A 24,044-nucleotide genomic window follows, 5' to 3' on the forward strand; every position below is an offset into this window, starting at 1 on the left:
GGCATTCAGCGGGTGATAGAACAGCCCCGGCACAGAGGCCGGGGCTGGGGGCTTACTTGATGCGTTGGCCTGGCTTGGCGCCACTGTCCGGGCTGAGCAGGTAGATTTCTTCACCGCCAGGGCCGGCAGCCATGACCATGCCTTCCGACACGCCAAAGCGCATTTTCCGAGGCTTGAGGTTGGCGACCATCATGGTCAGGCGGCCTTCCAGCTTGGACGGGTCGGGGTAGGCCGACTTGATGCCGGAGAACACGTTGCGGCGTTCGTCACCGATGTCCAGCGTCAGTTGCAGCAGCTTGTCGGCACCGGGTACGGCCTCGGCCTTGACGATCAGGGCCACGCGCAGGTCGACGGCGGCAAAGGTATCGAATTCGATTTCCGCCGAGAGCGGGTCCTTGGCCAGTTCGCCATTGCCGGCCGGCGCCTGGGCTTCGGCGGCCAGTAGGTCTTCTTTGCTGGCAGCGACCATGGCTTCGACCTTGGCGGGTTCGATACGGCTCATCAGTGCCTTGAAGGCATTCAGGCTGTGGTTTTCCAGGCGCGACTGGTGGTCGTTCCAGGTCAGCGGCGCGACATTGAGGAAGGCCTCGGCGTCGGCAGCCAGCACCGGCAGTACCGGCTTGAGGAAGATCACCAACTGGCGGAACAGGTTGATGCCTTGGGCGCAAATGGCCTGGACTTCGTCCTGCTTGCCTTCCTGCTTGGCCAGCGACCAAGGCGCTTTGTCGGCGATCCAGGCGTTGGCACGGTCGGCCAGGGCCATGATTTCGCGCATCGCGCGGGCGAAGTCACGGCTCTCATAGGCTTCGGCGATGGACGGCGCAGCTGCCAGGAAGGCTTCGGTCAGCTCGGGTGCGGCATCACCGGCCACCATCACGCCGTCGTTGCCTTTGTGAATGAAGCCTGCGCAACGGCTGGCGATGTTGACCACCTTGCCGACCAGGTCGGAGTTGACCTTCTGCACGAAGTCTTCCAGGTTCAGGTCCAGGTCATCGACGCCACGGCCCAGCTTGGCCGCGTAGTAGTAACGCAGGTATTCCGGCTGCAGGTGATCCAGGTAGGTACGGGCCTTGATGAAGGTGCCGCGCGACTTGGACATCTTGGCGCCGTTGACGGTCAGGTAGCCGTGCACGTTGACCGCAGTTGGCTTGCGGAAGCCCGCGCCTTCGAGCATCGCTGGCCAGAACAGGGCGTGGAAGTTGACGATGTCCTTGCCGATGAAGTGGTACAGCTCGGCGCTGGAGTCTTCCTTCCAGAAAGCATCGAAATCCAGCTCTGGGCGGCGCGCGCAGAGGTTCTTGAAGCTGGCCATGTAGCCGATTGGCGCGTCCAGCCAGACGTAGAAATATTTGCCCGGCTCGCCCGGGATCTCGAAGCCGAAATACGGCGCATCGCGGGAGATGTCCCACTCTTGCAGGCCCGAGTCCAGCCATTCGGCGAGCTTGTTGGCGACGGCATCCTGCAAGGTGCCGCTACGGGTCCACTGCTGCAGCATGGCCTGGAAATCAGGCAGCTTGAAGAAGAAGTGCTGGGAGTCACGCAGTACCGGGGTGGCACCGGAGATGGCCGACTTGGGGTTCTTCAGCTCGGTCGGGGCGTAGGTTGCGCCGCACTTCTCGCAGTTGTCGCCGTACTGGTCTTCGGCCGCGCACTTGGGGCAGGTGCCCTTGATGAAGCGGTCGGCCAGGAACATGCCCTTTTCGGGGTCGAAGTACTGGGTCACCGAACGGGTGGCAATGTGGCCGGCGTCACGCAGGCGCGTGTAGATCAGGCTGGACAGCTCGCGGTTTTCTTCGCTGTGGGTTGAGTGGAAGTTGTCGAAATCCACCAGGAAGTCAGCAAAGTCGCCGCTGTGCTCGGCCTGGACATTGGCAATCAACTGCTCGGGGGTGATGCCTTCCTTCTCGGCGCGCAGCATGATGGCCGAACCGTGGGCGTCATCGGCGCAGACATAAATGCACTGGTTGCCGCGTAGTTTCTGGAAGCGGACCCACATGTCTGTCTGGATGTACTCGAGCATATGGCCAAGGTGGATCGATCCATTGGCATAGGGCAGGGCGCTGGTGACGAGAATCTGACGTGGCTCGGACATGGTGGCTCGGCTACTTATCTGGCTACGGGGTAAAAATGAGGGTGATCGGCCACTATAAAGGGCTGGCGAAGATATTTCACCCCACAGACGCACCTGCTGACGATTGACGGGTTAGGATAGGCGCCTGTTTTACATTCAGTTTGCCAATGGGAGTCTCCATGAGTGCCGTCACCCGTGCCGCCGTCGAAGGCGTGCTTCGCCAGTACACCGACCCCTACCTGAACCAGGATCCGGTCAGCGCCGGCTGCGTGCGCGCCGTGGATATACAGGGCGGGCAGGTCAGTGTGCAGTTGCAACTGGGGTATGCCGCTGGGTTGTTCAAGAACGGTTGGGCCCAGGTGCTGCAGACCGCGATCGGCAACCTTGACGGCGTCAGCAGCGCCCAGGTGTCGATCGACTGCGTGGTCGCCGCGCACAAGGCCCAGGCCCAGGTGCCGGCCATGGCCAACGTCAAGAACATCATCGCCGTGGCCTCGGGCAAGGGGGGCGTCGGCAAGTCGACCACTGCTGCCAACCTGGCTTTGGCCCTGGCCCGTGAAGGCGCCCGGGTCGGCATTCTCGACGCGGATATCTATGGCCCTAGCCAGGGCGTGATGTTCGGCATCGCAGAAGGCACCCGGCCACAGATTCGCGATCAGAAGTGGTTCGTGCCGATCAAGGCGCACGGTGTAGAAGTCATGTCCATGGCGTTTCTCACCGACGACAACACGCCGATGGTGTGGCGCGGCCCGATGGTGTCGGGTGCGCTGTTGCAGTTGGTGACCCAGACCGCCTGGGATGACCTTGATTACCTGGTCATCGACATGCCGCCAGGCACCGGCGACATTCAGCTGACCCTGGCGCAGAAAGTGCCGGTGGCGGGCTCGGTGATCGTCACCACCCCGCAGGACCTCGCCCTGCTGGACGCCAAGAAGGGCGTGGAGATGTTCCGCAAGGTCAATATCCCGGTGCTGGGCGTGGTCGAGAACATGGCCGTGCACATCTGCTCCAACTGCGGCCATGCCGAGCACCTGTTCGGCGAAGGCGGCGGTGAGAAGCTGGCAGCCCAGTACGGTGTCGACCTGCTGGCCTCGCTGCCGTTGTCGATGCTGATCCGCGAACAGGCCGACAGTGGCAAGCCGACGGCAATTGCCGAGCCGGAAAGCCAGATCGCCATGGTGTATCAGGAGCTGGCCCGCCAGGTCGGTGCGCGGATCGTGCTGCAGGAAGCCGCAGCGCCGGCGATGCCGAGCATCACCATCAGCGAGGATTGACCTGAGAAACCCCCTCCTACAGGTACACCACAGGCCTGTAGGAGCGGGTTTACCCGCGAAGAAGCCAGCACCGGTTTCAGCCAGGCATAAAAAAACCCGCCAGAAGGCGGGTTTTTTTGAAAGCTAGAAAGCTGAGATCGACTTAGGCGATCTGAACTTCTTCAGCCTGCATGCCTTTCTGGCCGCGGGTAGCGACGAAAGTAACAGCCTGGCCTTCTTTCAGGGTCTTGAAGCCGTCAGCTTGGATGGCTTTGAAGTGCACGAACAGGTCGTCACCCGACTGAGGGGTGATGAAGCCGTAGCCTTTCTCGTCGTTGAACCACTTAACAACACCGTTTTGGCGATTGGACATGTTTCTGTCTCCTTGGACAAAGTTGATTACGGTCAGGAAAAACCCTGCCCGGGACTGAGTGCAAAGAGAGCAGAAAATTCAGATATGGGCCGATCAGGATCGTGCGTCAAACTAGAGATTCTCGGTGTCACGTGCAGCACAGTGGCGTCACCTTAACCCACTTTCCGCAACCTGCCAATGGCCAGAAGCCGCTTTACTGAAATTCAGATCGGTGGCAGCTGTAGGCCCCGCCTGGCGGGGATTGTAGCAAGAATGCAGGATGGAACTTTGAAGAGGGCGCTGGGACCGGTAAGATGCGCCTCACGATTTTCACCTCGCAACTCTTCAGGACACCCCCGCCATGAGCATCAAATCGGACAAGTGGATTCGCCGCATGGCGCAGGAACACGGCATGATCGAACCGTTCGTCGAGCGCCAGGTGCGCGGCGAGCACGACAGCCGAGTCATCTCTTTCGGCGTCTCCAGCTACGGCTACGACGTACGCTGCGCCGACGAATTCAAGGTGTTCACCAACATCAATTCGGCCACCGTCGACCCGAAAAACTTCGACGCCGGCAGCTTCGTCGACGTCAAGAGCGACGTCTGCATCATCCCGCCAAACTCCTTCGCCTTGGCCCGCACGGTGGAGTACTTCCGCATCCCACGCAACGTGCTGACCATCTGCCTGGGCAAAAGCACCTATGCGCGCTGCGGCATCATCGTCAACGTCACCCCGCTTGAACCCGAGTGGGAAGGCCATGTGACCCTGGAGTTCTCCAACACCACCACCTTGCCGGCAAAAATCTATGCCAACGAGGGCGTGGCCCAGATGCTCTTCCTCGAGTCCGACGAAGAGTGCGAAGTGTCGTACAAGGACCGCGGCGGCAAGTACCAGGGCCAGCGCGGCGTCACCCTGCCACGCACCTGAGCCGACGAGCGCGGGGAATTCCCCGCGCATTTGGTACTCCAACGGGTAACCTGCCGATGTGCATGATGCGTGTCGGCTCTCGTCAGGAGCTGCCTATGAAACTCCATCCCGCAATCAGTGCCAAGCTGGCTGGCCTGCAGCCTAACCAGGTCGGTATGTTGCCATGGTCACTGCTGGCGCACCCGCTGCCGATGCAGGCGGGCGGCGTGCCCCACCAGCCTGATCCCGATACTCCTCAACCACCGGAACCGGGCGAAACGCAGCCCATGGAGCCCGGTGAGCCAACCCTGCCCGACGAACCACCTCCCGCGCCCGTCGCCTGAGTGGGCGCTGCTTTAGAGCGCCCATACCCGCCCGGCGCCGGCCAGAAACACGCGGTTTTCGGCGTCGGGGTGCACGCGCCAGCCACCGGTGAATTCACCGAAGGCCGGTAGCAAGCTGATCGCGTCACCCATCAGGAAGCAGGGCAGGCGCAGACGTTGTCTGGCCCGCCCTTGCAACACGAACACCGGGTGGACGTGGCCCGCCAGCACTGGGTGCTGGGGGTGAACGACGGGTTCGTGCTGTAAGGCGAAAGGTGCCAGCAGCCAGGGTTCTTCGACCACCTCGATACCCAGCGCAGGCGGTGGGTCGCCCGCGTGGCGATCATGGTTGCCACGCACCAGCACGATGCGCAGTCCGGCGTGCCGTTCCCGCCATGTTTGCAGCTTGGCCAGCGTTGCCGGTGCGCGCGCGGTTTTGGCATGCAGGAAATCGCCCAGAATGATCAGCATCTGGCACTCATGGCTGGTCAGCAGTTGGTCCAAGCGCGCCAAGGTGGCCTCGGTGGTGCCCCGCGGCACGGGCTGATGCAGCGCGCGATAGCTGGCGGCTTTGCCAATATGCACATCCGCTACCAGCAGGGCCCGGCGGGCAGGCCAGTACAGCGCTTTGTCCGGCAGTAACCACAGGGTTTCGCCGCAGTGCTCGATGGCCAGGTGATCATTCATGCGTTGTTGCCCGCCACTTTTTCCAGGTCTGCCACCATCCGCGCAATGCGGTCTGCGAGTTTTTCTGTGCTCAAGGTTTCGCGCATGCCTTCCACCAGCAAGGTAAAGGCCAGCGGCCCTGGGCGGCGTAATTCACGCAGGTCCAGCTGCAGTTGGCCCAGCTTCGCCAACTGCCGGTGCAGCCGCTCTATTTCCAGTTCTTCGTGCAATACTTCGTCCCGTGCCTGGCCCAGCAGCAGGTTGTCGGCATCGTGCTTGCGAAACACCTCGTAGAACAGCCCACTCGAAGCCTGGATCTGCCGGGTGCTCTTTTGCGCCGCCGGGTAGCCGCCAAACACCAGGCCGGCGATCTGGGCGATCTCGCGAAAGCGCCTTAGCGCCATCTCGCCTGCGTTCAGGCTGGCCAGTACATCCTCCAGCAGGTGCTCGGTCGAGAGCGCGCTGGGCAAATGCCTGGCCCAGTCCACGGCGCTTGGGCTGAGCAACTCAAAGCCATAGTCACTGACCGCAATTGAGACTGAAAGCGGTTGCACCTGGCTGACCCGCCAGGCAATCAGGTTGGCCAAGCCGAGGTTGGCCATGCGCCCGGCGAACGGGTACAGAAAAAGGTGCGAGCCTTGGCGTGATTTTAACGTTTCGGCCAACAGCGTGCGGGTAGTCGGCAGTGCAGACCAGCTTGCCTGCAAGGCCAGCAATGGGCGCACGGCGCGCATTTCCGGGCCTTCGTAACGCTGGTGGGCGGCGGCATCGAGTTGTTCGACCAGGGCATCGGCCAGTTCGCTGGACAGCGGCATGCGCCCGCCATTCCAGCGGGCCACAGCGGCCTTGCGCGAGGTGCTGCGGCGGACGTAAGCGGTCATGTTCTCGACGCGCACCAGTTCCAGCACGCGCCCTGCGAAGACCAGGCTATCACCAGGCCGCAGGCGGGCGATGAACGCTTCCTCGACACTGCCCAGCGACTTGCCACCGCCGCCTTTGCTCCAGTACTTGAGCTGCAGGCTAGCCTCGCTGACGATGGTGCCGATGCCCATGCGGTGGCGCCGTGCCAGGCGCTCGCTGGCAACCCGCCAGACCCCGTCGGCGTGGGGCTCGACACGCTGGTAGTCAGGGTAGGCGCTGAGCGAGTTGCCGCCGTGGCAGACGAAGTCCAGCGCCCACTGCCACTGGCTGTCGCGCAACGCGCGGAAGGCCCAGGTGCTGCGTACCTCGGCCAGCAACTGCTCGGGGCGAAAGCCACTGCCCATGGCCATGCTGACCAGGTGTTGCACCAGCACATCCATGCACAGCTGTGGTGAGCGCCGGGCCTCGATCTGCCCGGCGAGCAGGGCATGCCGGGCGGCAGCGGCCTCCACCAGTTCCAGGCTGTGGGTGGGCACTAAGGTTACCCGCGAGGGGCGCCCCGGTGCGTGCCCGGAGCGACCGGCGCGCTGCATCAGGCGGGCGATGCCTTTGGCCGAGCCGATCTGCAGCACCCGCTCCACCGGCAGGAAATCCACGCCCAGGTCCAGGCTGGAGGTGCAGATGACGGCTTTAAGCGTACCTTGCTTCAAGTTTCGCTCGACCCAGTCGCGGGTGTCGCGGGACAATGAAGCGTGGTGCAGGGCGATCAGGCCGGCCCAGTCGGGGCGTGCCTCGAGCAGCGCCTGGTACCACAGTTCGGCCTGGGCGCGGGTGTTGGTGAAGACCAGGCTGCTGGCGCTGCTGTCGAGCTCCCGGCTGACCTGATCGAGCATCTTCAAGCCCATGTGCCCTGCCCAGGGGAACCGCTCGATCGCGTCGGGCAGCAGGGTATCGACCTGCAGTTGCTTGTCTTGCCGGCCTTGCACCAGCAACCCATCGCCTGGCAACAGCACGTCGCGTGCGTGCTGCAGGTTGCCGAGGGTGGCCGAGAGGCCCCAGGTCAGCAGCGGCGGGTGCCAGTGGCGCAGGCGTGCCAGGGCCAGTTGCAATTGCACGCCACGCTTGTTACCCAGCAGCTCATGCCATTCATCCACCACCACCAGGCGCAGGTTGGCGAAGTCGTCACGGGCCTGTGCCCGGGTCAGCAGCAGGGTCAGGCTCTCGGGGGTAGTAATCAACACGCTGGGCAGGCGCCGGGCCTGTCGCGCGCGTTCGGCGCTGCCAGTGTCGCCACTGCGCACGCCCACGCTCCAGTTCAGGCCCAGCTCATCGAGCGGCGCTTGCAAGGCACGCGCGGTGTCGGCGGCCAAGGCGCGCATGGGCGTCACCCACAGCACCTGCAAGGGGGCCGGCTGGCGGGCTGAGCTGGCAACGGCGAACGCGCGCAGGGCCGCCAGCCAGACGGCGTAGGTTTTGCCGGCGCCGGTACTGGCGTGCAACAGCCCGGACTCGCCGCGTTCGACGGCCGCCCAGACACGGCGCTGAAAGGCGAAGGGTTTCCAGCCGCGCAGGGCGAACCAGGCGTTGGCGAGGTCGGTGGAGGCGGCCATGGGGCGGGTGATCCTTCGAAGGCTGTGCTTCTACTGACCGCCCGCCAGGGGCATTGGTTTTACCGGATCAGTTCCCCAGCAGGTAGCCGCTGCGGCACACCTGCTCGCCCGCCACATGGGCGATGACCATGCCTGCCGTCGCCATGCGGCGCACGCTACGGGCGTACAGCAGGCCGGGTTGGCTGTTGCGCACCGCAGTCACCCGGTCGTTGAGCGGGTCGATAACTTCGGCGATCAAGTGGTCGGCTTGCAGGTGCTGGCCTGGGCGCGCGTGGTACACCAGCAAACCGCCAAGCGGCGTCGACACGGGTTCTACGGCCGCCAGGGGCGTGGCCGCGCGGGGCAGTGGAGGAAGGGGGGCGCAGGTGCCTTCGATGACGCCGTTGTGGGTCAGGAAGTCGAGGATCGCCTGGCAGTCTTTGCCGGCCAGGTCATGGCTCACATCCGCCTGGCCGCGCAATTCGACAGTGACCGAGCAACAGCCCAGCGGAATCGGGAAGCGCTTGCCAAAGCGTTGCTGCAACTGCCACCAGACCAGGCTGAAGCATTCATCGAACGATTGGCCGCCTGAGTCAGTGGCCAGCAGGCTCGCCTGGGCGCCCAGGTAGCGGGCCAGTGGCTCGATCTGTGGCCAGGCATCGGGCGTCGTGTACAGGTGCTCGACGGCTTCGAAGTCGCAGTGCAGGTCGAGTATCAGGTCGGCGTCGCAGGCCAGGCGCTGCAAGATCAGGCGTTGGGCCTGGAGTGGGGTGCGTGCGGGGTGGGCGTCTAGCCCGCGGCGCAGGTATTCGCGGATCAAGGCGACGTTGTGTGCGGCGTCCTGAGTCAGGTGCTCTTCGATCTGATCGCCGATGGAATCGGACAGGTCGACGAAGTTGCGATTGAAATTCTCGCCACTCTGCAGTTCGAAGCGCCCCAACGGAGCGTCCAGCAGCACCTGTTCGAGACCGACCGGGTTGGCCACCGGCACCAGGATGATTTCCCGCTGCAGACGGCCCTGTTGTTCCAGTTCGGCCAGCCTGCGCTTGAGGTGCCAGGCCACCAGCATACCGGGCAGTTCGTCGGCATGCAGCGAGGCCTGGATGTACACCTTGCCGCCACCGCGTGGGCCAAAGTGAAAGCTGTGCAGTTGGCGTGAAATGCCCGGTACGGGAGAAAGCAGGTCGTGGGTCGAATGGTGCATGGTAGTCCTGGCTACGTGGCGAATACGGTCTGCGACACGGGTCGGCACAAAGATAGAAGCATAATTTTTGCGTCTGCGCCTGTGCGAATTAGGCACTGTCAGATCAGCAGTGCCTGCAGTGTCGCGAGGTCGTCGGCTTCTTCGACCGGTTTGTCCAGGCGCCAGCGCAGCATGCGTGGAAAGCGCACGGCGATGCCGCTTTTATGGCGTTTGGACAGGGCAATGCCTTCGAAACCCAGTTCGAACACCAAGGTCGGGGTCACGCTGCGCACCGGGCCGAACGTTTCCACTGTGGTTTTGCGGATGATCGCGTCAACCTTGCGCATCTCTTCGTCGCTCAGCCCTGAGTACGCCTTGGCGAAGGGCACCAATGCTCGCCCGGCCGTGCCGGGGGGCGCGTCCCAGACGGCGAAGGTGTAGTCGCTGTAGAGGCTGGCGCGGCGGCCGTGGCCACGCTGGGCGTAGATCAACACGGCATCGACGCTGAACGGGTCGATTTTCCACTTCCACCAGGTGCCCATGTCTTTGGTGCGACCCACGCCATACAAGGCCTCGCGCTGCTTGAGCATCAGGCCTTCCACGCCCAGGCTGCGCGACTGCTCGCGCTGTTCGGCCAGCTCGGCCCAGGTTTGCCCTTCGAGCAAGGGCGACAGCAGCACAGGCGCTAGCGGGTAATCTGCCACCAGGCGTTGCAACTGTTGACGACGTACGTGCTGCGCCTGGTTGCGCCAATCCTCGCCCTGCCATTCCAATAGGTCATAGGCCTGCAGCACCACGGGCGCGTCGGCCAGCAGCTTCTTGCCCAGGGTCTTGCGGCCCAGGCGTTGTTGCAACAGGGCGAAGGGTTGCACGGCCAGGGCATCGTCCGTGGCCCCTGGTTTCCACACCAGGATCTCGCCATCGAGCACAACGCCGTCCGGCAGTGTTTGCGCCAGGCTGTGCAGCTCGGGGAAGCGATCGGTGACGAGCTCTTCGCCACGCGACCAGACCCACAGCTGGCCGTCGCGCTTGACCACCTGTGCGCGGATGCCATCCCACTTCCATTCGATCTGCCAGTCGCTCGGCGGGCCGAGTTGCGCATCAAATTGCTCGACGGGCGCCTGCAGCGGGTGGGCCAGAAAAAAAGGATAGGGCTGACCGCCACGCTGGCGGTGTTCATCCGCCGACTCGGCAGCGATCAACTGCTGGTAACTGGCGGCGGTAGGGCGGTGGCTGATGTCGGTGTAGCCGACCAGGCGCTGGGCCACGCGCTTGGCGTCCAGGCCGGCCAGTTGCGCCAGGGCGCGAGTGACCAATAGCTTGGACACACCGACGCGAAAGCTGCCGGTGATCAGCTTCAGGCACAGCATCAGGCTTGGCCGGTCGAGCTGCGCCCAGAGCGGCGGCAGGCGCTGGTGGATCACGTCGGGCGGCAGGCCTCGAAGGGGCAGCAGGTGTGTCTCGACCCAGTGGGCCAACCCCTCGTCGCTGCCATGGCTGTTCTCGGGCAGCAGCAACGAGATCGTTTCGGCCAGGTCGCCCACGGCTTGATAGCTCTCTTCGAACAGCCATTCAGGCAGTTCTGCCAGCTCAGTCGCCAGTTCGCGCAGCACACGGGTTGGCACCAGTTGCCGCGGGCGGCCGCCGGCGAGGAAGTACACGGCCCAGGCCGCATCCTCGGCAGGCGCCTGGGCAAAGTAGTCGCGCAAGGCGTCGAGCTTGGCGTTGCTGGAGGTGGTCGCGTCCAGGCGCAGGTACAGTGCGGCGAAGGCTTTCATGCCTCGGGCTCCGAGGTCGCGGGCTCGTCTTCGTCGCCGTATTCGGTGGCGAAGGCGCGAGCATCCAGGCCCTGTTCGTTCAAGTAGCGCACCAGCACGTTAACCGAGCCATGGGTGACCATCACGCGCTCAGCGCCGGTCTGGCCAATGGCCCACAGCAGGCCCGGCCAGTCGGCGTGGTCCGACAGTACGAAGCCGCGGTCGACGCCACGCCGCCGGCGTGTGCCGCGCAACAGCATCCAGCCGCTGGCGAAGGCATCGCTGTAATCGCCGAAGCGCCGCATCCAGCTACTGCCCCCGGCAGAGGGCGGGGCCAGGACCAAGGCTTGGCGCATTAATGGGTCGTTGCGCGGGATGTCGCCGGCATAGCGGGTTTCCGGCAGGTGCACGCCAGCTTCGCGGTACACCCGGTTCAACGGCTCGACCGCGCCGTGTACCAGAATCGGCCCGATGCTCGCGTCCAGCCCGTGGAGAATGCGCTGCGCTTTGCCGAAGGCGTAGCAGAACAACACGCTGGCCTTGCCCTGTGCGCAATTGGCGCGCCACCAGGCGTTGATACCGGCGAACACCTGAGGCTGGCGGGGCCAGCGGTAGATAGGCAGGCCGAAGGTCGACTCGGTGATGAAGGTGTGGCAACGCACTGGCTCGAACGGGGCGCAGGTGCCATCGGGTTCGACTTTGTAGTCGCCCGAAGCGACCCAAACCTGGCCTTGGTATTCCAGGCGTACTTGCGCCGAGCCCAGCACATGGCCGGCGGGGTGCAAGCTGAGGGTGACACCGTGGTGGAGGATGCGCTCGCCGTAGGCCAAGGTTTGCAGGTTGATGTCCTGGCCCAGTCGGCTGCGCAGGATGCCCGCGCCGGGCGCGGCGGTCAGGTAATGGTTATTGCCGGTGCGGGCGTGGTCGACGTGGCCGTGGGTGATGATGGCACGGTCCACCGGCCGCCAAGGGTCGATGTAGAAATCACCGGGCGGGCAGTACAGGCCTTCGGGGCGGGCGATAACGAGGTCCATGGCACGGGCGCCGGTGGTGGGTTACCAGTTAGGAGCGCGGTGGGTGATGGGAAGTTCGAGTGAGTTCGTCGTGGGGGCTGTGGCGCCTGTGATATCGGGCGCCGCCCGTGCGGCGCTTCGCAGCACAAGGCTGCTCCTACATTTTTCCGGTTCCGCCAAGAAGGTCGCGCGCCCATGTCACAGGAATAATTGGCCCGAAACAGATGTAGGAGCAGCCTTGTGCTGCGAAGCGCCGCGCGGGCGGCGCTCGATCTCACAGGCGCTACAAGGGAGGCGTGATGCACTCACGGCATCACACCATCCCCTTTACCGACCCGGTACCAAGGTCAGCCGCTGGCTCCCGTAGGCCCGCCCAAAGTTCTGCTGTTGCAGCGGCAGGCTCATGAAGCGCCCCTTGAACCAGGCATCCAACCCGTCGCTGTAGTGCGGGCTTGCCGCGTTACCGGACTGGCCGCTGCTGGTCAGCACCTGCAACGGTTCGGCCTGGCCGAAATCGACGACCATGCGTGCCGATGCTGGCAGGCGGGTGTCGAAGTCACTGCCCCAGGCGTAGGGTGTGAGGGCCAGGGTACTAAAGTCGCCGCCGGCAGCCAGCGGTGAACGGCTGAGGGCATCACCCAGGCCATGGTAGGCCGGTGCCGGCCAGCGGTACTGGTGCAGCTTGCCCCACTGCCAAGCGCGGCGGTCGGCGCCGAGTTGCGCAGTGCCGGCATCCACCGCAGCGGCCAGGCTGCGGGCGAGAATCACCGGTTTGTCTTCTTTCTGCGGGGTGCTGCGGTCATCCCAGAACGGGCTGTCCTCGCGGCCCAGCAGGTGATCGGCCTGTGCCGAGTAGGAGAGCCGCGCATTGCTGACGAAGGCCTGCCAGGCAGGGCTGGATTCTGGCCCGAGGTCGTCGAGGAAGGTTTCGCGGGCGAAGGCCTGAAGGAACAGCTCGTACAGCGCGGCATCTGCCGACACCGGGCTCAGCCGGCCATCGAATGCCTTGAGCCGGGCCAAGGCGTCGCGGGCCTTATCACGCTGTGCAGGTGGCAGGGCATCGATGGCTTGCTTGAGCGGTTGAGCCATACCCGGTGCGTCGAACATCTGCTTGAGCTTGTCGGCCAGCAGGGTGACTTGATCGTTTTGCAGGGCCATCAGGCTGCGGCTGTCGTGACGGCCGTTGCCTGCCAACTGAGCCAGGCGCTCGGCGCGCTCGGGGTAGTACCAGGTGTTGGACAACTGCATGCCGTAGCCGCGCGGCAGGCTGCGCTGGTTGGCGTGGCCGATCCAGCCAGCCGGCGGGTCCTGATCGTAAGGGTGCAGCATCGGGTCAGCGTAGCCGTCCCAGTCGTAACGGCCGTCCCAGCCGGGCGAAGGCAGCAGGCCCTGGCCTTCGCGGCGGTTAGGGTAGCGCCCGCTGACTTGCCAGCCGATGTGCTCTGGCTCGGCGAAGACGAAGTTGAGCGCCGCGGCGGCGACTTCGCGGGTGCTGTCGAATGCCCGTTCGACGGTCTTGGCGCGGGTCAGGTCGAACAGCGCGTCGAGGCTGCGGTCGCCCTTGAATTGAGGCAGGTTCAGGGCCAGGCCCAGGCTGGCACTTGCCGGCTGGGCAAGCAGGGTGCCGTGGCGCGTGTCGTACATGACCTCGCGCAGCGGGCGTTGGCCACGCACGAAGAAGGTTTCGCTGCGTGCCCGTGCTGGCAGCCATTTGCCGTCGGCCAGGTAGCTCAGCTGGTTGCCTTGGCGGCGCAGTTGCTCCAGGTACAGGTCCTGGTTGTCGGCCATCACGGCGCTGCTGCTCCAGGCGATCTTGCCGTTGTAGCCGGCCAGCACAATCGGCAGGCCCGGCAGCGACAGGCCGGCGACCTGGTACTTGCCAGTGTGGATCTGCACCGGGCTTAGCGCCCAGGCGGCCTGGCTGTCGCTGGCCAGCAGGCTCTTGCCGCTGCGGCTGCGTTGGCCTGCCAAGGCCAGGTTGGCCGAGCCTGGGCTACCGAGCAGGTCGAGGTCGGCGAGCTTTTGGCTGGCTGCCGCCAGGGCGGGCAAGCCGGGTAGCTGGCTGGCGAGGTTGAGGCCCTTGAGCTTGTCCACTTCGCTGTCGGCCAACGGTTCGTCCGGTGCGCCGGGCAGCAGCCAGGCCAGCTTGTCGCTGCCGACCTTCTGCGCCAGGGTCAGGGCGCTGAGTTCTTCTTGCAGGTTCACCGATTGGCTGAAGGCGTACAGGCTGAAGATCAGCGCCGAGTCTTCTGGCTTCCAGTACTCAGGGCGATGGCCGCTGCTGGCCAGGCTGGCGGGCAGCTTGTCGCGGTAGCGGAACAGGTAGGCGTTGACGCCGCGGGCGTAGACCTCGAAGAAGCGCTTGAGCCGTGGCGAGGCGTCGGCGTATTGCTGGGCGGCGCTTTGCTTGAGGTTGGCGGCGCGCATCAGGCGGTCGATGTCGAGGGCATCGCTGCCGGCAAGTTCGGCCAGGCGGCCTTGGGCGAGCAGGCGCATGGCGACCATCTGCTCGATACGATCCCCGGCGTGTACGTAACCGAGGCTGAACAGCGCGTCATGGAAGTTGCCGCTCTCGATCAACGGCGCGCCCATGGCATTACGCCGTACCGAGACGTTTTGTGCCAGGCCTTTGAGCGGCTGTACGCCGGTGGTCGGTGGCACGCTGTCCTGGTAGCCGCCCATCTGGCAACCGGCGAGTCCGAGCATGCCGAGCAGCGTGGCAGCGGTCGTGAACCGCGGGCGGAAGGGAGGAAAGGCGGGGGCGGCCATGACAAGGCTCCTGCAAGGCGTGGCGGGGGTTTGGAAGGCGCTAAGGTAGTGAGCACGCAGGCGCGGTGCAAGGTGCTTAGGCGGTTTATTTACGAATGGTATGTGGGAGGGGCGGGCAGGTGTAGGGCTTTAGTGATGTGGTGTTCTCAAGAACGAGCGCCGCCCGCGCGGCGCATCGCGAGCAACGCTCGCTCCTACGTTTGTTTCGGGCCAATTTTTCCTGTGGCATTGGCGCGCGGCCCCTTGGCGCCTGACACGATATCGAGTCGAACAAACAAGGCGGTCGCGCGCCTCTCTCACAGGCTTTACTGGCCCGAAACAAACGTAGGAGCGAGCGTTGCTCGCGATGCGCCGCGCGGGCGGCGCTCGATCTTGAGAGCATCACATCACTCAAGCCCTACACCCAGGCCCTCAGTACAACGTGCCGATCAAGCGCCGTGGCACTTCTTGAACTTCTTCTCGCTGCCGCAAGGGCAAGGATCGTTGCGGCCAACGTCCTTCAGGGCGTTACGAACAGGTTCCTGATGGCCGTGGTTGCAGTGCGGGCCGTGCACATGGCCATGGTCGTGATCGTGGTGGTGATCATGATCGTGGTTGCAGTCAGGGCCATGAACATGAGGTTGCTGGGTCATTGCAAAGTTACTCCGGTATGAAATCACCGGGGATTATCTCACCACTGCGCGACAAGTGCAGGTCCCGGTGGAACAGCAACCCGGTGGCCAGCTCGCCCTGCAAGGTGTAATGCAGCGGTTGCTCGCTTTTAAGCAGCTTGGCCAGCGGCTTGAGGTGCTGCCACAGGTTGGTCCGCGCGGTGATCTTGAAGGTGCGCCGGGCATGGCCGCCGACGCTGCGCCACACACTGGTCTCATCCTGCACCAGCAGCAGGTCGTTGAGCCGTATCGAATACGCCAGGCTGCGGATGAACAAGCGGCTGTCATTCGGGTTGTCGACGCGCAGGTGCAGCACGAACTCCTGCTCAAGCAGCCTGGCCTTGACCGTTTCGACCCTGACCAGGTGCACCTCAGGTTCGCGCCAGTCGTCGCCGCCCCAGCTGGCGCAGCCCGCCAGCAGTGCCAACAGGGCGCCGAGCAGCAGTACGCGGGCCTGGGCGATCATGCTCAGCTGGCCACGTAACTGGCGCAGCATTTCTTGAACTTCTGACCGCTGGCGCAGGGGCAAGGGTCGTTGCGCCCGGCCTTCAGCCCGACCGTGGGGTCGATGAAGTACCAGCGCCCCTCATGCTGGACGAACGCCGAGCGCTCGCGGTGCTGGTGATCGCCGTCCTCATCGTGCCAGCGCGCGGTGAAGGTGACAAAACCGTGCTCGGGTTGGCCGCCCAGCACCTCGGCGCTTTCCACCTCCAGCCCCAACCAGGTGCTCTGGGCGCTCCAGCTGGCCATGGCGGCGCGGTCCAACGCCGCTTGTTGAGCCGGCAGGGTGGTGTTCACCAGGTAGTCGATCAGGCCCAGCACGTAAGCGCTGTAGCGCGAGCGCATCAGCGTCTGGGCATCCGGCGCCGGGGTTCCGGCATGGTAGTGCCCGCAGCAGGCGTCGAGCAGGTTGCCACTGCCGCAAGGGCAGACCGAGACACTCATCATCACCACCAGTACTTTCCAAAATTTTCAGGGTTGGCCCAGAATCGCGCATTGAGCCAGTCCGGGACTTGCTTGTAGTCATGTAGATCATAGGTGAAGAGGCTCAACACCTGCCCTTCACGACGGAATTTTTCGCTGGCAGACAAGGCCAGGGCGAAAAAGTCGGTGTCTTGCCAACCGCAGGCCGAGAGGTCGGCCAGCACCGCAACCCGGCTGGCATTAAGGTTACGAATGCCGCCCAGCAGTTCCAGGCCGGTACGCTTGGGCAGGTGCTCCAGGCAGTCCACCAGCACCGCCAAGTCGAAGCGTTGACCGGCAAGGTCTGCCGGCAATGGGCCGGGTGCAGTCGTTGCGATGGCCACCTGCGGGTGTGCCTCGGCAAAGGCGTCCAGTGCGGGGAAGCGCGTGCCTACCAGCAACAGGCGTTGAGGGGTAAAACGCTCGAGCAGGGCCGCCAAGGCCTGCTGGGGCGTGCGCTGGGAAAAACCGTCGGTCATTGCCAATCCTCGTTCAAGTCATCCAAGACTAACGGGCCGCGGCGCCTGGGCAAAGCGGCATGTGACCGCGTCGTGGCTTATTGCTGGCAGGGATGGATTGCGCGGTCTTTACTCCCAGAGATCGGCCTTATGCCGATTCCCCTAGGAGAAGCAACGAAAATGAGCATAGTACGCACAGCGATACCCCTGGTACTGCTCACCAGTGTGTTGACTGGTTGTGCAGGTTTGCAAAAAACCGACTGGCCGAAGTGTGCTGCCGTCGGGGGCGTAGGCGGCGCCGCCTTGGGTGCCATCGAGAGTTCCAGCTGGGCTGGCTGGGGCGCGTTGTTGGGCGGTGGCCTGGCGGCGGGCTATTGCTGGGCCCATGGCGATGGCGACGAGGATGGTGACGGCGTGCCGGACAGCCGTGACAAGTGCCCCGGCACCCCACGCGGTGTGCAGGTCGATGCCAATGGCTGCCCGCCAGAACCGGTCGCGGTGGTCGAGGAAGTCGTGGTGCAGAAGGAAGAAGTCATCGTCATCCGCGATGTGCACTTCGAGTTCGACTCTGCGCGTCTGACCGCCAAGGATAAAGAGCGGCTGAACACCATCGCCACCCGCCTCAAACAGGAAGCACCGAGTGCCCGCCTGAGTGTCAGCGGCCATACCGACAGCGTGGGTTCTGACACCTACAACCAGAAACTGTCCGAGCGCCGTGCCCATTCGGTGACCGATTACCTGGTCGAGAGCGGTGTGCCGCGCAGCAGCTTCGTCTCGATAGTGGGTGCCGGTGAAACCCAGCCAGTGGCTGACAACGCCACGGCCGATGGGCGCGCCATGAACCGTCGCACCGAGATCAAGATCCAGCGGTGACGGCCAGCACCAGCGTCCGCGCCTGGAGCAGTGGCGCGGGCGCAGGCTGCTGGGCAGTTCGATCCGACAAGCGTCACTGCAGGGCCTCTGGCGCACGCCTTGGCATTACAGGTACTGTTGGTCGTACGGCTGGCTCGAACGGGCCGCTTCGACATAACAATAAATGTAGAGGGGCGGGGCTATGAAGTTCATCCTGGGCCTGGGCAAGGTCCTGACCGTTATCTTCTGGGGCGTGGCGCTGTTCAATCTGTTGATGCCGCAACCCTTGCCATTCAATCTTCTGATCAACGCGGCAGGCATTGTCTTGCTGAGCCTGCATGTGCTCGAGGTGTTGTTCTTCAACGCCAGCCTGCGTGGGCGCAGCCACCGTTGGTTCGACCGCTTGCAGATCCTGCTGACGGGGATCTTCCATGTCATGTCCATTCCTCGTGCGCAGGAGGCGCCGCGCAATGCGTAATCTGATGTTGCTGGCGGTGTTGGCCGCGCCCTTGGCCCAGGCCGAAAGCCTTGAAGTGGCTTCAAATTCCATGCTGCGCTTGCCCGACAAGTCGGCCAGCGTGCACCTTGAGTCCCTGCGCGTAGCCGACTCGGCGACGCTGCTTTTACCTGCCACGCTCACCGAGTTGAATGTCGATCACCTGCAACTGGGGCGTGAGGCGCGTATCGCCATTGCCCCCGCTGACCACCCGCTGCGCATTGAAGCACGCAGTGCCCGGCTGGGTGAGGGCAGCGAAATCAGTGCCCCGGGTGCGCCAGGCACCTACCAGCGTGCGGCCCGTTCCGGGCGAAGCCTGGACTTGAAGCTGGATGAGTTAGAGGCCGAGCAACTGTCGATCGATGCCCGAGGCGGTGCCGGCGCGCCGGGTTATGCAGGGCTTGATGGTGCCAACGGCCAAGCCGGGGGCTGCACCTGGGGCCAAGCCAGCCGCGGCGCCAATGGCGATGATGGCGGCAACGGGCATGACGGTGCGGCGGGTGGGCGAATTCGCCTGAGTGTGCCGCAGGGCTTTGCTCAATCGCGCATTGTAGTGCGCCTGGATGGCGGTGCCCCAGGCCAGGCCGGCACAGCGGGCAAGGCAGGCAAAGGCGGGGCGAGTAAGGGGTGTTTGGTCTATCGCACCGATGCCGGTGCCAGCGGGCGGCCGGGGCAACCGGGCCAGCCAGGCCTGGCCGGCGCCTCGGGTGAGTTGATCCTGCAGCGCCTTTGACCCGCGCGGGCGGCGCGGCCCAGGGTTGCGTCGCCTACAGCACCCACCGCGAGCTGGCCACTGCCACCACCGCGATGCCCAGCAGCAGGTTGATGCCGACCATCCGTCGAATCCTGCCCAGTACCGCGGCCCCCGCCGCCCAGTCCTCGGCCTGCACGGCTGCTTTCAGCTCTGGCAGCAGCAACGCCTGGATGCGCATGAACAGGGCGAACATGGCAATGCCGCCACCGATCATCACATGCACGTATTTGGGCGCGGTCTCGAAGCCTGTGAAGCGCATGTGCAACATGCCGATACCGCTGATCGCCAAAATCGCGACCGCCAACCAGACCCATCTGAAGAAGCGTCGGAAAACTTCCACCCACAACCGCAGGCGCGCAGGCCCGTCGAGGGCTGCAACCGTTGCCGGGCGCAGCACCAGCCAGGCGAAGAACATGCCGCCGACCCAGACCAACGCGGCCAGGACATGCAGTGTGTAGGGGAGGGCAAAGGCAAGCATCCGGATCTCCATGCGGCATAAAGGGCAATAGCGGGGTATGATAGCCGCCCATGCGAAACACTGAAAATATATCCAGCCCTCCGGGCGCCTGCAGACCATGATCAGCAACGAACTCAAAGCCACCATCCAGGGCGCCTATTCGCGTTTTCTCGAAGCCAAGAGCCTCAAGCCGCGCTACGGCCAGCGCCTGATGATCGCCGAAGTGGCCAAGGTGCTCGGCGACATCGCCTGCGACGATGAAGGCCGCCGTGCCGGCGAGCCTGCCGTTGTCGCCGTCGAGGCGGGTACCGGTACCGGCAAGACGGTCGCCTATGCGCTGGCCGCGATCCCGGCTGCCAAGGCTGCCGGCAAGCGCCTGGTCATCGCCACCGCGACCGTCGCCCTGCAAGAGCAGATCGTCTTCAAGGACCTGCCCGACCTGATGCGCAGCAGCGGGCTGAATTTCAGCTTCGCCCTGGCCAAGGGGCGCGGCCGCTACCTGTGCCTGTCCAAGCTCGATGTGCTGCTGCAAGAAGGCCACGCACAATCGGCCACTGCGCAGTTGTTTGAGGAAGAAGGCTTCCACATCGAAGTCGACGAGCGCAGCCAGAAACTGTTCAACAGCATGATCGAGAAACTGGCGGGCAACCGCTGGGACGGCGACCGCGACAGCTGGTCCGAAGCCCTGGAAGACCAGGACTGGGCACGCCTGACGACCGATCACAGCCAATGCACCGGCCGCCACTGCCCGAACTTCCAGCAGTGCGTGTTCTATAAAGCGCGCGAGGGCATGGGCAAGGTCGACGTGATCGTCACCAACCATGACATGGTCCTGGCTGACCTGGCCCTGGGGGGCGGCGCGGTGTTGCCCGACCCACGCGACACCATGTACGTGTTCGACGAAGGCCACCACCTGCCAGACAAAGCCATTGGCCACTTCGCCCATTACTCGCGCCTGCGCTCCACCGCCGACTGGCTGGAGCAGACCGCCAAGAACCTCACCAAGCTGCTTGCCCAGCACCCGTTGCCGGGTGACCTGGGCAAACTGATCGAACAGGTGCCGGAGCTGGCACGGGAGATCCGCACCCAGCAGCAGTTCATGTTCACCCTGTGCGAACAGGTCGCGGACTTCCGCCCCAGCGAAGACACCGAGGGCCGTGAACGCCCGCGCTATCGCTTCGAAGGTGGCGTGGTGCCGGAGCAGATCCGCGAGGTGGGCATCGAATTGAAAAAGGGCTTCGCCCGTCTCAACGACCTGTTCACCCGCCTGGCTGACCTGCTGAAGGAAGGCATGGACGGTGAAGTGAATATCGGTATCGCCAGCCACCAGGCCGAAGAATGGTACCCGCTGTTCGGCAGCCTGGTGACCCGCGCACAGGGCAACTGGGAGCTGTGGACGGCCTTCACCGCCGAAGACCCCGAAGACAGCCCGCCCATGGCGCGCTGGCTGACCCTGGCCGAAAGTGGGGCGTTGTTCGACATCGAAGTCAACGCCAGCCCCATCCTCGCCGCCGAAATGCTCCGTCGCAGCCTGTGGAGTGTCGCCCACGGCGCGCTGGTGACCTCGGCCACGCTCACCGCCCTGGGCAAGTTCGACCGCTACCGCATGCGTTCGGGCCTGCCGCGTGATGCTGTTACCTGCGTGGTCCCCAGCCCATTCGTGCATGGCGATGCCGGCCTGCTGCGGGTGCCCGACCTGGGCGCCGACCCGCGTGATGCGGCGGCGCACACCGCCGCCATCATCCGCGAATTACCCAACATGCTCGACGATGCCCGCGGTGCGCTGGTGCTGTTCTCCTCGCGCAAGCAGATGCAGGATGTGTTCGACGGCCTGGACCGGGACTGGCGCAAGCTGGTGCTGATCCAGGGCAACCTGTCCAAGCAGGAGACCCTGAACAAGCACAAGGCGCGGGTCGATGACGGCCAGCACAGCGTGTTGTTCGGCCTGGCCAGCTTTGCCGAAGGTGTCGATTTGCCGGGTGCCTATTGCGAGCATGTGGTGATCGCCAAGATCCCCTTCGCCGTGCCCGACGACCCGGTCGAGGCGGCCCTGGCCGAGTGGATCGAAGCCCGCGGCGGTAACCCGTTCATGGAAATTGCCGTGCCGGATGCCTCGTTGCGGTTGATCCAGGCCTGTGGCCGGTTGCTGCGGACCGAGCAGGATCGCGGCGTCATCACCTTGCTCGATCGGCGCTTGGTCACCCAGCGCTACGGCAAGGCTATTCTCAATGCGCTGCCGCCCTTCCGGCGGGAGATTTCCTGACGGCCGGAGCACACTGCTCCGGCTTGTTGTCCATCACTCAGTCTTGGGCTCACGAGGGCCCTGAAGGAGAGCCCCAGCCCTATGGTCCGCCGTACCCTGCCTGTCGTATTCGCCCTGTTGTTCAGCTCGCCCTTGCTGGCCGGGCAGCAGACGCTGTTCAGCTTCGTGCGCCCGGCCTCGGTGGTCAACGTGGTGACCGAAGATGCCGGCATGCCGCAGTACAACGCAGAGCAAACGGCCGGGGGGGAGGTGCTGCGGCGTGTGGTGTTCAACCCGGTCGAGCGGCCGACCCTGCGCCTGAGCCCGCAAAGCGGTGCCTGGGACTGGTCGGCCGGGCAGTTCCTGACCTTGCGCCTGCAAAGCGCCATGGATTGGGCGCTGACTGTGGATGTCACCGTGCTGGGCACTGATGGCCGCACGCTGACCAGCCGCATCGACCTGCCAGCCGGGCCGGCCCAGACGGTGATGGTGCCGCTCACGGCCACCTCGCCGTTGAGCCAGGGTATGCGCGCTGGCCCGCCAATGCCGTGGACGTATGCTGGCCAGCGCCTGCTGCTGACCAGTAGCGCGGGCGCGGTAGACCTCAAGCAAGTGGCGTCTGTCAGCCTGACGATCCCCAACCCCAAGGTGGCGCAGAGCCTGCTGATCGAGAAGGTGGGTATTCAGGATGACGACCAGGCCTACAAAGCGGCCTACCACGAGCTGATCGATGCTTATGGCCAGTCCACGCGTGGCCAATGGCCTGAAAAAATCGGCAGCGACGAGCAGCTCAAGGCTGCCGATGTGCGCGAACAGCAGCAACTCAAGGGCTGGCTGGCTGAGCTTGGCAAGCAGCCCCTGGACACCTATGGCGGGCTGCTGGACGGGGCGGCGTTCGAGGCCAAGGGCTTTTTCCGAACCGAGAAGCGTGACGGGCGCTGGTACCTGGTAACGCCGGATGGCCACCCGTTCTACTCGCTGGGTGTCAACGCCGTGGCCGCGGATGGCGGGCGCACCTACGTCGAAGGCCGTGACGGCATGTTCAAGGCGCTGCCCGGCGATAATGATCCGCTGGCGGCGTTCTATGGCAAGGGTAACAACGACGACGGCAACGCCTCGTCGCAAGGGCGCAACTTCAAGCAGGGGCGATGGTTCGACTTCTATGCCGCCAATATCCAGCGCACCTATGGCAAACCTTGCCCGCCCAGCGTTGAAGGGCAGCCTGCAGTAGAGTGCCCGCCATTGGTGTTGGATGCCTCGCGCTGGCAGACGCACGCGCTCGATCGCCTGCAAGCCTGGGGTTTCAACACCCTGGGTAACTGGAGCGATTCGGCGTTGGGCCAGGCCAAGCGCATGCCCTACACCTTGCCGCTGTCGATTGTCGGTGACTACGCCAGCATCAGTACGGGCATGGACTGGTGGGGCAGCATGCCCGACCCCTTCGACCCCCGGTTCGCCATGGCCACTGAGCGCGCGGTCGCCATCGCCGCCCGGGACCACCGTGATGACCCGTGGCTGATCGGCTACTTCGCTGACAACGAGCTGGCCTGGGCCGCACCGGGCAATGACCCCAAGGCCCGCTACGGGCTGGCCTACGGCACACTGCGCCTGACCACCGACGTGCCCGCCAAGCGCGCCTTCCTCAAGCAACTACGGGACAAATACCGCAACCAGGAGGGCCTGTCCAAGGCTTGGGGGATTGAACTGTCCGCCTGGGAGCTGATGGAAGACCCCGGTTTCGAGGCCCCCTTGCCCAACCCGGAGCACCCGGAAATCGAACGGGATTACCAGTACTTCCAGCAGGTGTTCGCGGAGACCTATTTCAAGACCATCGCCGATTCGTTGAAGTGGCACGCGCCGAATCACCTGCTGCTCGGCGGCCGCTATGCGGTGAGCACGCCAGAAGCGGTGAAGGCCTGCGCGGAGTTCTGCGACGTGCTGAGTTTCAACTTCTATACCCTCAAGCCTGAGGACGGTTACGACTTCGCCCGCCTTGCCGAGCTGGACAAGCCGGTGCTGGTGTCCGAGTTCCAGTTCGGCTCCCGCGACCGTGGGCCGTTCTGGCCGGGGCCGTTGGAGGTGGCGCGTGAAGAAGACCGTGGGCCGGCCTATGGCAACTTCCTCAAGGCCGCGTTGGCGCAGCCGATGATCGTCGGTGCGCATTGGTTCCAGTACCTGGACCAACCGGCCAGTGGGCGGCTGCTCGATGGTGAGAATGGGCACCTGGGGCTGGTGGCCATCACCGATGTGCCCTACTCAGGGTTCGTCGAGGCGGTGCGTAAAAACAACCAGCAGGCCATTGGTCAGTTGCGCGCGCAGTTGATCAAGCCGCAGCCGTGAGCCATCGGGGCCGTCAAACGGCCCCTTTACCTGCGACCACCCAGCCTAAGCCAGTTTGCAAAACCGCCAACTACTGAAACAATGCACG

Annotated in this window: 21 protein-coding genes; 8 read left to right on the plus strand and 13 right to left on the minus strand. The window is 64.5% G+C overall.

The window, feature by feature from the left end:
- Positions 1 to 52 precede the first annotated feature (52 nt).
- Complete coding sequence (metG, locus tag QOS90_RS20670) at positions 53 to 2,092, minus strand: methionine--tRNA ligase (protein ID WP_027594205.1); 2,040 nt, start codon at positions 2,090 to 2,092, stop codon at positions 53 to 55.
- Positions 2,093 to 2,250: 158 nt separating this feature from the next.
- Between metG and apbC the strand changes: the two genes are divergently transcribed.
- Complete coding sequence (apbC, locus tag QOS90_RS20675; RefSeq protein ID WP_027594206.1) at positions 2,251 to 3,345, plus strand: iron-sulfur cluster carrier protein ApbC; 1,095 nt, start codon at positions 2,251 to 2,253, stop codon at positions 3,343 to 3,345.
- A gap of 142 nt (positions 3,346 to 3,487) precedes the next feature.
- Here apbC and QOS90_RS20680 read toward each other — a convergent pair whose 3' ends face one another.
- Complete coding sequence (locus tag QOS90_RS20680) at positions 3,488 to 3,697, minus strand: cold-shock protein (protein ID WP_027594207.1); 210 nt, start codon at positions 3,695 to 3,697, stop codon at positions 3,488 to 3,490.
- Between the two features lie 340 nt (positions 3,698 to 4,037).
- Between QOS90_RS20680 and dcd the strand changes: the two genes are divergently transcribed.
- Together dcd and QOS90_RS20690 are read left to right on the plus strand one after the other, a co-directional pair.
- Positions 4,038 to 4,604: a dCTP deaminase gene (gene dcd / locus QOS90_RS20685; RefSeq protein WP_012313046.1), complete on the plus strand. Its 567-nt coding sequence runs from the start codon at positions 4,038 to 4,040 to the stop codon at positions 4,602 to 4,604.
- Positions 4,605 to 4,699: 95 nt separating this feature from the next.
- Entirely contained in the window at positions 4,700 to 4,927 is a 228-nt protein-coding gene (locus tag QOS90_RS20690) for a hypothetical protein (RefSeq protein ID WP_027594208.1), read from the plus strand.
- 12 nt (positions 4,928 to 4,939) lie between these two features.
- On the opposite strand, the gene pdeM is transcribed toward QOS90_RS20690, so the two are convergent.
- The 10 genes from pdeM to QOS90_RS20740 all read right to left on the minus strand — a co-directional run bounded on the left by pdeM (position 4,940) and on the right by QOS90_RS20740 (position 16,836).
- Positions 4,940 to 5,593: a ligase-associated DNA damage response endonuclease PdeM gene (gene pdeM, locus QOS90_RS20695; protein WP_085273550.1), complete on the minus strand. Its 654-nt coding sequence runs from the start codon at positions 5,591 to 5,593 to the stop codon at positions 4,940 to 4,942.
- Complete coding sequence (locus tag QOS90_RS20700; RefSeq protein WP_085273549.1) at positions 5,590 to 8,043, minus strand: ligase-associated DNA damage response DEXH box helicase; 2,454 nt, start codon at positions 8,041 to 8,043, stop codon at positions 5,590 to 5,592. Before QOS90_RS20700 ends, pdeM begins: the two co-directional genes overlap by 4 nt.
- Positions 8,044 to 8,110: 67 nt before the next feature.
- Positions 8,111 to 9,226 carry a succinylglutamate desuccinylase/aspartoacylase family protein gene (locus QOS90_RS20705; protein WP_085273548.1) on the minus strand — a complete coding sequence of 372 codons (1,116 nt, stop codon included), beginning with the start codon at positions 9,224 to 9,226 and terminating at the stop codon, positions 8,111 to 8,113.
- Positions 9,227 to 9,324: 98 nt separating this feature from the next.
- Positions 9,325 to 10,983: an ATP-dependent DNA ligase gene (locus tag QOS90_RS20710; RefSeq protein WP_027594212.1), complete on the minus strand. Its 1,659-nt coding sequence runs from the start codon at positions 10,981 to 10,983 to the stop codon at positions 9,325 to 9,327.
- Complete coding sequence (locus tag QOS90_RS20715) at positions 10,980 to 11,996, minus strand: ligase-associated DNA damage response exonuclease (protein WP_085273547.1); 1,017 nt, start codon at positions 11,994 to 11,996, stop codon at positions 10,980 to 10,982. Before QOS90_RS20715 ends, QOS90_RS20710 begins: the two co-directional genes overlap by 4 nt.
- A gap of 306 nt (positions 11,997 to 12,302) precedes the next feature.
- Positions 12,303 to 14,744: a penicillin acylase family protein gene (locus QOS90_RS20720; protein WP_085273546.1), complete on the minus strand. Its 2,442-nt coding sequence runs from the start codon at positions 14,742 to 14,744 to the stop codon at positions 12,303 to 12,305.
- 428 nt (positions 14,745 to 15,172) lie between these two features.
- Complete coding sequence (locus QOS90_RS20725) at positions 15,173 to 15,376, minus strand: SEC-C metal-binding domain-containing protein (RefSeq protein ID WP_033694179.1); 204 nt, start codon at positions 15,374 to 15,376, stop codon at positions 15,173 to 15,175.
- 7 nt (positions 15,377 to 15,383) lie between these two features.
- On the minus strand, positions 15,384 to 15,860 hold the full coding sequence (locus QOS90_RS20730) for an LEA/WHy family protein (RefSeq protein WP_085273650.1): 477 nt from the start codon (positions 15,858 to 15,860) through the stop codon (positions 15,384 to 15,386).
- Between the two features lie 2 nt (positions 15,861 to 15,862).
- Positions 15,863 to 16,339, minus strand: a complete 477-nt coding sequence (locus QOS90_RS20735; RefSeq protein WP_085273545.1) for a YchJ family protein — start codon at positions 16,337 to 16,339, stop codon at positions 15,863 to 15,865.
- Positions 16,340 to 16,341: 2 nt separating this feature from the next.
- The gene (locus QOS90_RS20740; protein ID WP_027594221.1) at positions 16,342 to 16,836 is read right to left on the minus strand and encodes a DUF6231 family protein; all 495 of its coding nucleotides are present in this window, start codon (positions 16,834 to 16,836) and stop codon (positions 16,342 to 16,344) included.
- 159 nt (positions 16,837 to 16,995) lie between these two features.
- Here QOS90_RS20740 and QOS90_RS20745 point away from each other — a divergent pair, with 159 nt between their 5' ends.
- From QOS90_RS20745 to QOS90_RS20755, 3 genes are all read left to right on the plus strand, one after another.
- Positions 16,996 to 17,688 (plus strand): PA1041 family peptidoglycan-binding anchor lipoprotein, encoded by a 693-nt coding sequence (locus tag QOS90_RS20745; RefSeq protein ID WP_027594222.1) that lies wholly within the window; start codon positions 16,996 to 16,998, stop codon positions 17,686 to 17,688.
- A 181-nt stretch (positions 17,689 to 17,869) separates the two neighbouring features.
- Entirely contained in the window at positions 17,870 to 18,145 is a 276-nt protein-coding gene (locus tag QOS90_RS20750) for a DUF1145 domain-containing protein (protein ID WP_027594223.1), read from the plus strand.
- The gene (locus tag QOS90_RS20755; protein WP_085273544.1) at positions 18,138 to 18,896 is read left to right on the plus strand and encodes a collagen pro alpha-chain precursor; all 759 of its coding nucleotides are present in this window, start codon (positions 18,138 to 18,140) and stop codon (positions 18,894 to 18,896) included. Before QOS90_RS20750 ends, QOS90_RS20755 begins: the two co-directional genes overlap by 8 nt.
- Positions 18,897 to 18,930: 34 nt before the next feature.
- Here the strand turns inward: QOS90_RS20755 and QOS90_RS20760 are convergent, their stop codons facing one another.
- The gene (locus tag QOS90_RS20760) at positions 18,931 to 19,395 is read right to left on the minus strand and encodes a CopD family protein (protein WP_027594225.1); all 465 of its coding nucleotides are present in this window, start codon (positions 19,393 to 19,395) and stop codon (positions 18,931 to 18,933) included.
- Between the two features lie 97 nt (positions 19,396 to 19,492).
- Between QOS90_RS20760 and dinG the strand changes: the two genes are divergently transcribed.
- Together dinG and QOS90_RS20770 are read left to right on the plus strand one after the other, a co-directional pair.
- On the plus strand, positions 19,493 to 21,637 hold the full coding sequence (dinG, locus tag QOS90_RS20765) for an ATP-dependent DNA helicase DinG (protein WP_027594226.1): 2,145 nt from the start codon (positions 19,493 to 19,495) through the stop codon (positions 21,635 to 21,637).
- Positions 21,638 to 21,718: 81 nt separating this feature from the next.
- Positions 21,719 to 23,956: a beta-galactosidase gene (locus QOS90_RS20770; protein WP_085273543.1), complete on the plus strand. Its 2,238-nt coding sequence runs from the start codon at positions 21,719 to 21,721 to the stop codon at positions 23,954 to 23,956.
- Positions 23,957 to 24,044: the final 88 nt, after the last annotated feature.

It is taken from the genome of Pseudomonas sp. LAIL14HWK12:I10 (assembly GCF_900184205.1).
GTDB lineage: Bacteria > Pseudomonadota > Gammaproteobacteria > Pseudomonadales > Pseudomonadaceae > Aquipseudomonas > Aquipseudomonas kermanshahensis.

Excerpts from the sequence above, each read along its gene's own strand:
- QOS90_RS20710 (WP_027594212.1), bottom strand. The coding sequence starts at position 10,983 with ATGAAAGCCTTCGCCGCACTGTACCTGCGCCTGGACGCGACCACCTCC.
- metG (WP_027594205.1), bottom strand. The coding sequence starts at position 2,092 with ATGTCCGAGCCACGTCAGATTCTCGTCACCAGCGCCCTGCCCTATGCC.
- QOS90_RS20745 (WP_027594222.1), top strand. The coding sequence starts at position 16,996 with ATGAGCATAGTACGCACAGCGATACCCCTGGTACTGCTCACCAGTGTG.
- QOS90_RS20740 (WP_027594221.1), bottom strand. The coding sequence starts at position 16,836 with ATGACCGACGGTTTTTCCCAGCGCACGCCCCAGCAGGCCTTGGCGGCC.
- QOS90_RS20725 (WP_033694179.1), bottom strand. The coding sequence starts at position 15,376 with ATGACCCAGCAACCTCATGTTCATGGCCCTGACTGCAACCACGATCAT.
- QOS90_RS20750 (WP_027594223.1), top strand. The coding sequence starts at position 17,870 with ATGAAGTTCATCCTGGGCCTGGGCAAGGTCCTGACCGTTATCTTCTGG.
- QOS90_RS20715 (WP_085273547.1), bottom strand. The coding sequence starts at position 11,996 with ATGGACCTCGTTATCGCCCGCCCCGAAGGCCTGTACTGCCCGCCCGGT.
- QOS90_RS20760 (WP_027594225.1), bottom strand. The coding sequence starts at position 19,395 with ATGCTTGCCTTTGCCCTCCCCTACACACTGCATGTCCTGGCCGCGTTG.
- QOS90_RS20700 (WP_085273549.1), bottom strand. The coding sequence starts at position 8,043 with ATGGCCGCCTCCACCGACCTCGCCAACGCCTGGTTCGCCCTGCGCGGC.
- dcd (WP_012313046.1), top strand. The coding sequence starts at position 4,038 with ATGAGCATCAAATCGGACAAGTGGATTCGCCGCATGGCGCAGGAACAC.
- QOS90_RS20680 (WP_027594207.1), bottom strand. The coding sequence starts at position 3,697 with ATGTCCAATCGCCAAAACGGTGTTGTTAAGTGGTTCAACGACGAGAAA.
- QOS90_RS20730 (WP_085273650.1), bottom strand. The coding sequence starts at position 15,860 with ATGATCGCCCAGGCCCGCGTACTGCTGCTCGGCGCCCTGTTGGCACTG.
- pdeM (WP_085273550.1), bottom strand. The coding sequence starts at position 5,593 with ATGAATGATCACCTGGCCATCGAGCACTGCGGCGAAACCCTGTGGTTA.
- QOS90_RS20770 (WP_085273543.1), top strand. The coding sequence starts at position 21,719 with ATGGTCCGCCGTACCCTGCCTGTCGTATTCGCCCTGTTGTTCAGCTCG.
- QOS90_RS20735 (WP_085273545.1), bottom strand. The coding sequence starts at position 16,339 with ATGAGTGTCTCGGTCTGCCCTTGCGGCAGTGGCAACCTGCTCGACGCC.
- QOS90_RS20755 (WP_085273544.1), top strand. The coding sequence starts at position 18,138 with ATGCGTAATCTGATGTTGCTGGCGGTGTTGGCCGCGCCCTTGGCCCAG.
- QOS90_RS20690 (WP_027594208.1), top strand. The coding sequence starts at position 4,700 with ATGAAACTCCATCCCGCAATCAGTGCCAAGCTGGCTGGCCTGCAGCCT.
- QOS90_RS20705 (WP_085273548.1), bottom strand. The coding sequence starts at position 9,226 with ATGCACCATTCGACCCACGACCTGCTTTCTCCCGTACCGGGCATTTCA.
- dinG (WP_027594226.1), top strand. The coding sequence starts at position 19,493 with ATGATCAGCAACGAACTCAAAGCCACCATCCAGGGCGCCTATTCGCGT.
- apbC (WP_027594206.1), top strand. The coding sequence starts at position 2,251 with ATGAGTGCCGTCACCCGTGCCGCCGTCGAAGGCGTGCTTCGCCAGTAC.
- QOS90_RS20720 (WP_085273546.1), bottom strand. The coding sequence starts at position 14,744 with ATGGCCGCCCCCGCCTTTCCTCCCTTCCGCCCGCGGTTCACGACCGCT.